General features: G+C 42.4%; 2 protein-coding genes. Both read right to left on the bottom strand.

Translation table 11 applies throughout. The features are described from left to right. A partial coding sequence (locus tag A3735_RS03725) for a phospholipid-binding protein MlaC (RefSeq protein WP_197485645.1) occupies window positions 1-456 on the bottom strand: 456 nt, incomplete at its 3' end. 71 nt (window positions 457-527) lie between these two features. Beyond that, window positions 528-890, bottom strand: a 363-nt coding sequence (gene mlaD, locus A3735_RS03720; protein ID WP_068637610.1) for an outer membrane lipid asymmetry maintenance protein MlaD, incomplete at its 5' end; no start/stop codon positions are given.

The raw sequence follows: 890 nt of genomic DNA, 5'->3' as shown, positions 1-890 counted from the left end.
TATCACTTGCATATCAACCACAGCTTTCTTATCACTACGGCTATTAAGCTTGGCTTTTGTTACTTTGATATCAAAGACACCACTTTCCACCAATGTTTTGGTATAGGTCGTATACAAACTATCTTTAAAAACCGAAACAAATCGATTTTTTTGTTCCTTAGAAGCCCTGCGGCCATACTTTCCCATGACACGTGCAGCGATACGACGAAAGTCCACTATTTTATTTAGTGCACCATCCATACTCGCTAAAAAGCGCTCTGGATCAGTTTCGTAGTATTCCCTTTCTACCTTAAATAATTCCAACACTTCAGTAACATTTTTCTCAACAGTCAGCCTGATTTCTTCAGACTCCAGACCCTGACTTGCGGTCGTGGTCGCTGCGTAAGATACTTGAGCTGCTGCAATACCAAGCGCCAAAACCAGCCAAAGAGTAACCAACTTAAATGCTTTATTCATAACGTTAAATTCTTATCAAATAAAAGTGAACCAGATTAGGAACTACCCAAAACTAGTCATTACACCATTAATTAGAGATCTATCTGGCCCGAGGCGAACGCACCAATAATTTTCTCTAAATTCATCGCAGACTGCGTATCAAAAATGGTATCGCCGTCTTTCAATAGCTCTTCTTCCCCACCAACACTGAGATCAACATACTTCTCTCCCAGTAAACCGGCCGTCTGAATCGATGCGACACTATCTGCTGACAGCTGATCAACAGATGAATATATTTCCATCTCTACCAGCGCTGTGTAAGACTGCTCATCAAGACTGATCCCGCTAACCTTTCCAACCGTTACACCAGATAATGACACCCGTCCTCTAACAGCGAGACCGCCTAGGTCGTCAAATTGGGCATATATTTTGTAGGTATCACGCGCCGAATCGCT

The sequence above is a fragment of the Oleiphilus sp. HI0061 genome (genome assembly GCF_001635675.1).
The sequence above is the reverse complement of the archived record's forward strand: the minus strand, read 5'-3'. Positions and strand labels throughout refer to the sequence as shown.